Origin of the sequence: Streptomyces sp. NPDC101178 (assembly GCF_044767965.1) — a bacterium.
Lineage (GTDB): Bacteria > Actinomycetota > Actinomycetes > Streptomycetales > Streptomycetaceae > Streptomyces.
This window is the reverse complement of the sequence record NZ_JBIWOZ010000008.1, coordinates 351,208-359,641: the sequence shown is the minus strand read 5'-3', so window position 1 is coordinate 359,641 and position 8,434 is coordinate 351,208. Positions and strand designations below refer to the sequence as shown.

Below are 8,434 nucleotides of genomic sequence, written 5' to 3'. Positions count from 1 at the left end.
GGGGCGCCCGGTTGGGGGGGTCCCGGGGCTTGTCGCCAACCGGCCCCCGCCGCCCGGCAGGCGGCAGTTTGACGACAGGCCCTAGTGGGCCTCCACCGTCACGGAGAACGAGAACCGGTCGCCCCGGTAGCGGATCCGGGCCACATCCACCACGCGGCCCTCCTCGTCGTACGTCACGCCCGTGTAGTGCAGGATCGGGCTGAGCAGCGGGACCTGGAGGAGTTCGGCGGTGACCGGGTCGGCGAGGCGGGCCTCCACCGTGTCGGTGATCCGGGAGATGCGGACGCCGACGACATCGCGCAGCACCTTGGTCATCGGCCAGCGTTCGAGGTCCGCCACGTCGATGCGGGCGGCGATGTCGGAGCGCACCGCGTTCTCCGCCCAGTTGGTCGGCTCTTCGCTCTCGCCGTCGCGGCGCAGCCGCCGGTAGCTGACCACCTCGCCGCAGTCCGGGAAGAACTCCGCCAGGTCGCCCGGCACCGGCACCGGACCATGGCCGAGAACCGTCGTCGCCTCACCGGACTGCTGGGCGACGATCGCGTCGACCGAGCCCAGCAGCCGGACCGGCGAGACCCGCCGGGCGCGCGGCTCGATGAAGGTGCCGCGCCGCCGGTGACGGCTGATCAGGCCCTCGGTCTCCAGCTCCTTCAGCGCCTGCCGCATCGTGAGCACGCTGACCCCGTAGTGCCCGGCGAGCTGCTCCTCGGTGGGCAGCCGGAGGGAGGCCTCCCGCGGGCGGCCGAGTATGGAGGCCCGCAGCGACTGGGAGACCTGGTACCAGAGCGGAAGCTTCCGGTTGAGGACGAGCGAGTCGGGCGCGAAGGCGGGCGGGTGCGGCCTCCCCGCCGAGTTCGCCTCGGCCCCCGCGTCCCCGAGCGCCCCCGCGTCCCCGAGCGCCCCCGCGTCCCCGGGCGTCCCCGTCTCGGCACTCGTCGTCTCATGGCTCTCTGTCACGTCGTCGTCCCCGTCCCGCACTCCGGGCCCCTCCGGCCGCCTGTGGCCCGTCGCTACGGCCGGAAGTTGCGGCTCAGACCCTGCCACACGTCGTCGTAACCGCGTTGCAGATGGTCCGCGTCGGCCGCCTGCGAGGTCGTGATGACGGGCCAGCGGGTCTCGAACATGAAGGCCAGCCCGTCGTCGATCTTCTGCGGCCTCAGCTCCGCCGCGCTCGCCCGGTCGAAGGTCTCCCGGTCCGGTCCGTGCGCCGACATCATGTTGTGCAGCGAGCCGCCGCCGGGGACGAAGCCGTCGGCCTTCGCGTCGTACGCGCCGTCGATCAGCCCCATGTACTCGCTCATCACGTTCCGGTGGAAGTACGGCGGCCGGAACGTGTCCTCGCCGACCAGCCAGCGCGGCGCGAAGACCACGAAGTCGACACCGGCCAGACCCGGGGTGTCGGACGGCGAGGTCAGCACCGTGAAGATCGAGGGGTCGGGGTGGTCGTAGCTGATCGAGCCGATGACGTTGAACCGGTGCAGGTCGTAGACGTACGGCGTGTGGTTCCCGTGCCAGGCGACCACGTCGAGCGGCGAGTGGTCGTACGTCGCCGACCAGAGGTTGCCGCAGAACTTGTTGACCACCTCCACCGGCCGGTCCTCGTCCTCGTACGCGGCGACCGGGGCCAGGAAGTCCCGCGCGTTGGCCAGCCCGTTGGCGCCGATCGGCCCGAGGTCCGGCAGCACGAACGGGCGGCCGTAGTTCTCGCAGACGTACCCGCGTGCCGTCTCCTCCAGCAGCTCCACCCGGAAGCGGACACCGCGCGGGATCAGCGCGATGTGGCCCGGTTCGGCGCGCAGCAGGCCCAGTTCGGTCCGGAGCAGCAGGCCGCCGCGCTCCGGGACGATCAGCAGCTCGCCGTCGGAGTCACTGAACACCCGGTCCGTCATGGAGGAGTTGGCGTGGTAGAGGTGCACGGCCATTCCGGTGCGCTGGGCGGCGTCACCGTTGCCGCCGAGGGTCCACAGTCCGCCGACGAAGTCCGTGCCGGGCGCCGGGTCGGGCAGCGGGTTCCAGCGGAGGCGGTTCGGGTCCGGTACGGAATCGGTGAAGGGTGCCGTGCGCAGGCCGCCGTTGTCGGTCCGGGTGAAGGCCGGGTGCGCGGCGGAGGGACGGATCCGGTAGAGCCAGGAGCGGCGGTTGTCGGCGCGGGGCTCGGTGAAGGCGGAGCCGCTCAGCTGCTCCGCGTAGAGGCCGAGGGGGGCGCGCTGGGGAGAGTTACGGCCGTGCGGCAGCGCCCCCGGCACCGCCTCCGAGCTGTGCTCGTTGCCGAAACCCGAGGAGTACGTCAGCCCCTCCGCCGTCTTCCTCGCCTGCTCGATGCCGTTCATCCCGCACTCCCGGTGACCGTGAAGCCCTTGGATTCGCCGGACAACGAATCCTATGGGACACCGTAGGAATAGGAGGCGGGCGCGTCAACGGCTTGGATCACGCCATTCGAGGGCTCCGGGCGCCGGTCAGGGGGGTGAGGTGGCTTCCGAGGGGCTTGCGGAGGGTGCCCGGGGCGTGCACGGCATCATGGGTCTCGTGCCCCACCCGAACCCGAACCTCCGCCGCGCCCCCGTGCAGCAGCGCAGCGCCGACCGGCTCGCCCGGATACTCGACGCCTGCGCCGGACTGCTCGACGAGACCGGTTACGAACAGCTCTCCACCCGTGACGTCGCGTCGCGCGCCGATGTGCCCATCGGCTCCGTCTACCGCTTCTTCTCCAACAAACGGGCCCTGGTCGAGGCTCTCGCGCTGCGCAACCTGGACCTCTACGCCGAGCGCATCACCGCCCGGCTCGACGCGCTCCCCGCCGACGACTGGCGTGGCGCGATCGACGCGGTGCTGGACGAGTACCTGGCGATGAAGCGGACCGTGCCCGGTTTCGCGCTGGTCGACTTCGGGCCGCCGGCGCCGGACCAGGACGCGGGCGACGACGCCAACCGGCGCCTCGCGGGCCGGCTCGCCGAGCTCCTGGCCGGACACCTCGGCCGCGACCCCGGCCCGGAGTTGCTGCGGGCCATCCTGGTGAGCGTCGAGGCCGCCGACGCGCTGCTCCAGCTCGCCTTCCGTACGGACCCGTCGGGCGACCCGGCGATCGTCGCCGAGACCCGGAGGCTGGTCCTGGCGTACCTCGCGCAGATTCTGGACTGAGGGGGCGGGCTCGTCCGCTCGCGGCCGAAGTGCCCGCCGTCCAGCACCTCCCCACCATGCGTACCGGTCGGTATGCTCGCGGTGCCGTCCGAGTGCCGCCACCGCCGTCGCCCCGGGGAGGGCCCCCATGTCCCACGCATCCCGTACCGCACCGCGTATCTGCCCGCTCTGCGAAGCCACCTGCGGCCTCACCCTCACCATCGAGGGGACGACCGTCACCGGGGCGCGCGGCGACCGGGACGACATCTTCAGCCGGGGTTTCATCTGCCCCAAGGGCGCGTCCTTCGGCGGCCTGGACGCCGACCCCGACCGGTTGCGCGTCCCGCTCGTGCGCGGGGAGGACGGGGAGCTGCGGGAGGCGTCCTGGACCGAGGCGTTCGACCGGATCGCCGCCCGCATACCGGCCCTGGTCGAAGCCCACGGCCCGCAGGCCGTCGGCGTCGTCCTCGGCAACCCCAACGTCCACACCATGGCAGGCGCCCTCCACCCGCCCCTGTTGCTCGCCGCCCTCCGCACCCGCAACGTCTTCACGGCGAGCACCCTGGACCAGATGCCCAAACACGTCTCCAGCGGGCTCCTCTTCGGTGACGCCAACGCCATCCCCGTACCGGATCTCGACCGCACCGACCACCTCCTCCTGATCGGCGCCAACCCGCTGGAGTCCAACGGCAGCCTCTGCACCGCCCCCGACTTCCCCGGCCGTCTCAAGGCGCTGCGCCGACGTGGTGGCACGCTCACCGTCATCGACCCCCGCCGCACCCGGACCGCCCGCCTCGCCGACCGGCACGTGGCGATCCGGCCGGGAGCCGACGCGCTGCTCCTCGCCGCGATGGCCCACGTGCTGCTCCAGGAGAAGCTCGCCGACCCCGGCGTACTCGCCGAGCACCTGGAAGGCGCGGACGAACTCGCCGCAGCCCTGGCCGGGTTCACGCCGGACGCGGTCGCCGCCGCCTGCGATGTGGACGCGGCCACCATCACCGCCCTCGCCCGCGAACTGGCCGCCGCTCCGACCGCCGCCGTCTACGGGCGGATCGGCAGCTGCACCGTCGAGCACGGAACCCTCGCCAGCTGGCTGGTGGACGTCCTCAACATCCTCACCGGCAACCTGGACCGCCCCGGCGGCACCCTGTTCCCGCTCTCCGCCACGGCCCGCGCACCGCGCGAAGCCGCCCCCGGCAACGGCTTCGCCCTGGGCCGCTGGAGGTCCCGGGTCTCCGGCCATCCCGAGGCCAAGGGCGAACTGCCCATCGCCGCACTCGCGGAGGAGATCGAGACGCCGGGCGAGGGCCGCATCCGTGCCCTGGTCGTCCTCGCCGCCAACCCCGTCCTCTCCGCCCCGGACGGCGACCGGCTCGACGCGGCGCTCGCCGGCCACCTCGACTTCATGGTCAGCGTCGACCCGTACCTGAACGAGACCTCCCGCCACGCCGACGTCGTCCTGCCCCCGCCGCCTCCCTCGCAGAGCGCCCACTTCGACTTCGCGTTCAACTCCTTCGCCGTCCACAACCAGGTCCGCTACACCCGCGCTCCCGTCCCGCTGGAGGACGGACGGATGGACGAGAGCGAGATCCACGCCCGGCTGATCCTCGCGGTCGGCGGAATGCACGGCGCCCCGCCCTCCGCCGTCGACGACCTGGCCATCACCACCGCGCTCACCAAGGCCGGCGCCCCGAAGGAGCTGGCCGCCGAACTGACCGGCGACAGCGGGCCCGAACGCCGTCTCGACCTCATGCTCCGGCTCGGCCCGTACGGCCTCACGCTGGACCGGCTCCTCGCCCATCCGCACGGCATCGACCTCGGCCCGCTGAAACCCCGCGTCCCGGAGGTCCTGCGCACCCGCTCCGGCCGCATCGAACTGCTCCCTGCCCCGATCGCCGCCGACCTGCCGCGCCTGCGCCGGGCACTGGGCGACCGGCCCGCCCCGCTCGTCCTCGTCGGCCGCCGCCATCTGCGCTCCAACAACAGCTGGATGCACAATGTCGGCTCGCTCAGCGGCGGTTCCAACGTCTGCACGCTCCAGATCCACCCCGACGACGCGGCCCGGCTCGGGCTCGTGGACGGAACGACCGTACGGATCGAGTCGGCCGGTGGCGGGATCGAGGCTCCGGCCGAGATCACGGACACCGTACGCAGCGGAGTGGTGAGCCTCCCGCACGGCTGGGGCCACAGCCGCCCCGGCACCCGGATGTCGGTGGCCGCCGCCCACCCCGGGGCCAACGTGAACCAGCTGCTGGACGGCACGCTCCTGGACCCGCTGTCCGGCACCGCCGTGCTGAACGCCATTCCGGTGACGGTGACCCCGTCCCGGTAACCCCCGCCGTAGCTCTCCCCGTAGCCCTCTCTCCAACACCACCGCGTTGACCTGGGGTTTTGCTCGTATTGCTCACGCGTCAACGTCTTGTTAACTCTTCGAGGAGGCCCCTAACGTCGTCCGGACCGACCGCCGAGACCGGTGGGAGTTCAAGGATGAACGTTAGGTAACCCCCATGCTGACAATCCTCGGCTTCGCCATGATCGCGACCTTCCTGGTCCTGATCATGACGAAGAAGATGTCGCCGATCGCGGCGCTGGTACTGATCCCCGCACTCTTCTGTGTCGCCGTCGGACAGGGAGCGCAGCTCGGCGACTACGTCATCGACGGCGTCGGCAACCTGGCGCCGACCGCCGCCATGCTGATGTTCGCCATCGTCTACTTCGGTGTGATGATCGACGTCGGCCTCTTCGACCCGATCGTCCGGGCCATCCTGCGGTTCTGCAAGGCCGACCCGATGCGGATCGTCGTCGGTACGGCGGTGCTCGCCGCGATCGTCTCGCTGGACGGCGACGGCTCCACCACGTTCATGATCACGGTCTCGGCGATGTATCCGCTCTACAAACGCCTGAAGATGAGCCTGGTCGTCATGACCGGTGTGGCGGCCACGGCGAACGGCGTCATGAACACCCTGCCCTGGGGCGGCCCCACCGCCCGCGCCGCGACCGCGCTCAAGCTGGACGCCTCCGAGATCTTCATCCCGATGATCCCGGCGCTGGCCGTCGGCCTGCTCGCCGTCTTCCTGCTCTCGTACGTGCTGGGGCTGCGCGAGCGCAAGCGTCTGGGCATCCTCACGCTGGACGAGGCGCTGGTACGGGAGCCGGAGCAGGAGACCGTCATGGCGGGGGCGGGCGGCGGCGACCGCCTCAGCAAGGGCCCCGCCGCCTCGGGCACGGGCTCGGCGGACCTCACGCAGGACGATGACGGGGAGAACGCCGACGACGAGGAGGAGTTCAAGGGCCTCGACCCCAACCGCTCCACGCTGCGGCCCAAGCTCTACTGGTTCAACGCCGGTCTCACCGTCGCCCTGCTGACGGCCATGATCATGGAACTGATGCCGATCCCGGTGCTCTTCCTCCTCGGCGCCGCCCTCGCCCTCACCGTCAACTTCCCGCACATGCCCGACCAGCGGGCCCGCATCGCCGCCCACGCCGACAACGTCCTCAACGTCTCCGGCATGGTCTTCGCCGCCGCCGTCTTCACCGGCGTCCTCACCGGCACCGGGATGGTCGAGCACATGGCCGACTGGGTCGTCGGCGCCGTGCCGGACGCGATGGGCCCGCACATGGCGATCGTGACCGGGCTGCTCAGTCTGCCGCTCACCTACTTCATGTCCAACGACGGCTTCTACTTCGGCGTCGTTCCCGTCCTCGCCGAAGCAGGCGCCGCCCATGGCGTCTCCCCGCTGGAGATCGCCCGCGCCTCGCTGGCCGGCCAGGCCCTGCACATGTCCTCGCCGCTGGTCCCGGCCGTGTACGTGCTCGTGGGCATGGCCAAGGTGGAGTTCGGCGACCACACCCGGTTCACCGTGAAGTGGGCGGTGCTGACCTCGCTGGTGGTGCTCGGAGCGGGCATCCTGTTCGGCACGATCTGATGCCTCGCGCGAGGCGGCCCGTCCCCGGGGCCGGGCCCGGCAGGGGCTGGCTGCTGCGCCTCGTCATCGCCTTCGCCTTCGCGCAGGGAGCGGTGTCGATGGCGCGGCCCGCCGTCTCCTACCGGGCCCTCGCGCTGGGCGCGGACGAGACGGCGGTCGGCATCATCGCCGGGGTCTACGCCCTGCTGCCGCTGTTCGCGGCCGTCCCGCTCGGCCGCCGCACCGACCACGGCCGGTGCGCGCCCCTGCTGCCGATCGGCGTGGTGCTGATCTCCGGCGGCTGCGCGCTCAGCGGGGTCGTCTCCTCGCTGACCGCGATGGCCGCCTGGAGCGGGGTGATGGGCCTCGGCCACCTCTGCTTCGTGATCGGCGCGCAGTCGATCGTGGCCCGCCGGTCCGCCCCCGCCGAACAGGACCGCAACTTCGGCCACTTCACCATCGGCGCCTCGCTCGGCCAGCTGGGCGGCCCGATCGCCGCGGGATCGCTGATCTCCGGAGAGAGCGGTGCCCTCGGCCGTACGAGCGCACTCGCGCTCCTCGTCTCGGCAGGGGTCTGCGCGGTCGCGCTCACCTCGCTGTGGCGTATCGAGCACCGGCGTACGCCCGGCGCCGGGCCCGCCACGAAGAAGGCCGCCGCCAAGGTCCCGGTCACCAGGATCCTCGGTGCGCGGGGCGTGCCGGCCGGGATCTTCATCAGCATGGCCGTCCTCTCCGCCACCGACATCCTCACCGCCTACCTGCCGGTCGTCGGCGAGCACCGGGGGATCGCGCCGGCCACGGTCGGGCTGCTGCTCAGCCTGCGGGCCGCCGCCACCATCGCCTGCCGTCTGGTGATGACCCCGATGCTGCGGCTGCTCGGCCGGACGGCCCTGCTGACCACCAGCTGCCTGCTGGCCGGCCTGCTCTGCGCGGGCATGGTCCTCCCGGTCCCCGTCCCGGTGCTCGCCGCCATGCTGGCCGCACTCGGCTTCTGCCTCGGCGTCGGCCAGCCGCTGTCGATGACCACGGTGGTCCAGGCCGCACCCGCCGAGGCCCGGTCCACCGCCCTGGCCCTGCGCCTCACCGGCAACCGGCTCGGCCAGGCCGCCGCCCCTGCCGCCGCCGGCCTGATCGCGGGTACGGCAGGTGCGGCCGCCCCGTTCGCGCTGCTCGGGGGTCTGCTGCTGGCGGCGGCGGGCCTGGGCCTGCGCGGCGGACGAACGGCCCGGGCCACCTCCGTACCGGCGGAACCGGCACCCGTACCTCCGGAGCCCAAGCTCGTACCTCCCGAGCCCGCGCCCGTACCCCCGGAGCCCGCACCTGTACCTCCGGAGCCCGCACCCGTACGCGAACGGGACCAGGCGGACGACGCGTTCCCGGCCGACCGAAACCGTTCGTGAGACATCAACCCCGTA

At 72.3% G+C, this 8,434-nt stretch carries 6 protein-coding genes; 4 read left to right on the top strand and 2 right to left on the bottom strand.

Annotated features, from left to right (window positions below):
- Positions 1–81: 81 nt before the first annotated feature.
- On the bottom strand, positions 82–954 hold the full coding sequence (locus ACIRR8_RS24115) for a GntR family transcriptional regulator (RefSeq protein WP_404068333.1): 873 nt from the start codon (positions 952–954) through the stop codon (positions 82–84).
- A gap of 53 nt (positions 955–1,007) precedes the next feature.
- Positions 1,008–2,327 carry a homogentisate 1,2-dioxygenase gene (gene hmgA / locus ACIRR8_RS24110; protein WP_404068330.1) on the bottom strand — a complete coding sequence of 440 codons (1,320 nt, stop codon included), beginning with the start codon at positions 2,325–2,327 and terminating at the stop codon, positions 1,008–1,010.
- A gap of 187 nt (positions 2,328–2,514) precedes the next feature.
- Here hmgA and ACIRR8_RS24105 point away from each other — a divergent pair, with 187 nt between their 5' ends.
- From ACIRR8_RS24105 to ACIRR8_RS24090, 4 genes are all read left to right on the top strand, one after another.
- The gene (locus ACIRR8_RS24105) at positions 2,515–3,135 is read left to right on the top strand and encodes a TetR family transcriptional regulator (RefSeq protein ID WP_404068582.1); all 621 of its coding nucleotides are present in this window, start codon (positions 2,515–2,517) and stop codon (positions 3,133–3,135) included.
- A gap of 127 nt (positions 3,136–3,262) precedes the next feature.
- Positions 3,263–5,446, top strand: a complete 2,184-nt coding sequence (locus ACIRR8_RS24100) for a molybdopterin-dependent oxidoreductase (RefSeq protein ID WP_404068327.1) — start codon at positions 3,263–3,265, stop codon at positions 5,444–5,446.
- Positions 5,447–5,621: 175 nt separating this feature from the next.
- Positions 5,622–7,040: a CitMHS family transporter gene (locus ACIRR8_RS24095; protein ID WP_404068324.1), complete on the top strand. Its 1,419-nt coding sequence runs from the start codon at positions 5,622–5,624 to the stop codon at positions 7,038–7,040.
- A complete protein-coding gene (locus ACIRR8_RS24090) occupies positions 7,040–8,419 on the top strand; it encodes an MFS transporter (protein WP_404068321.1) in 1,380 nt (459 codons plus the stop codon). Before ACIRR8_RS24095 ends, ACIRR8_RS24090 begins: the two co-directional genes overlap by 1 nt.
- The last annotated feature ends 15 nt before the right edge of the window (positions 8,420–8,434 follow it).

What these genes read in the sequence shown, in the direction of transcription:
- hmgA (WP_404068330.1), bottom strand. Translation starts at nt 2,327, where the DNA reads ATGAACGGCATCGAGCAGGCGAGGAAGACGGCGGAGGGGCTGACGTAC.
- ACIRR8_RS24105 (WP_404068582.1), top strand. Translation starts at nt 2,515, where the DNA reads ATGGGTCTCGTGCCCCACCCGAACCCGAACCTCCGCCGCGCCCCCGTG.
- ACIRR8_RS24100 (WP_404068327.1), top strand. Translation starts at nt 3,263, where the DNA reads ATGTCCCACGCATCCCGTACCGCACCGCGTATCTGCCCGCTCTGCGAA.
- ACIRR8_RS24095 (WP_404068324.1), top strand. Translation starts at nt 5,622, where the DNA reads ATGCTGACAATCCTCGGCTTCGCCATGATCGCGACCTTCCTGGTCCTG.
- ACIRR8_RS24090 (WP_404068321.1), top strand. Translation starts at nt 7,040, where the DNA reads ATGCCTCGCGCGAGGCGGCCCGTCCCCGGGGCCGGGCCCGGCAGGGGC.